This window comes from Lujinxingia vulgaris (genome assembly GCF_007997005.1).
GTDB lineage: Bacteria > Myxococcota_A > Bradymonadia > Bradymonadales > Bradymonadaceae > Lujinxingia.
The window spans coordinates 1-430 of record NZ_VOSL01000076.1; the positions used below are offsets into that span (position 1 = coordinate 1).

Annotated in this window: 1 rRNA gene; it reads left to right on the forward strand. The window is 51.9% G+C overall.

Features of this window, described 5'->3' with window-relative positions:
* A 16S ribosomal RNA gene (locus FRC96_RS15970) occupies positions 1–90 on the forward strand; the annotation flags it as partial.
* Between the last annotated feature and the right edge of the window lie 340 nt (positions 91–430).

Below are 430 nucleotides of genomic sequence, written 5' to 3' on the forward strand. Positions count from 1 at the left end.
TGGAGGGAGCCGCCGAAGGAGTGAATGGTGACTGGGGTGAAGTCGTAACAAGGTAGCCGTAGGGGAACCTGCGGCTGGATCACCTCCTTTTACGGAGACGGTTCTGCCAGGAAAGCATCATTTACGATGCTTCAAGATGCAGAACATCCGTGTCCCAACCCGAACCTGTCAGATGCCTCACAGTGAGGCTCATGATATGGCTTTGTTTGAAAACGCCCGAGTGCTCGACACCAGAGTGTGTTGAGCGTGCCCTGTCTGGATTCCTTTGAATATAGATTGCTCTTAAGGCAAACGCCGACACGAGCAAACTCTTTGACAAGTCAATAGGATGGTAAACGCATTAGTGTATTTCAGCGTGAAGACGCTTGAGATACGAGCGTGATGTTTCGGCGGGGAGACCCGTTCGAAATATTGCACAGGCAGACCGCGC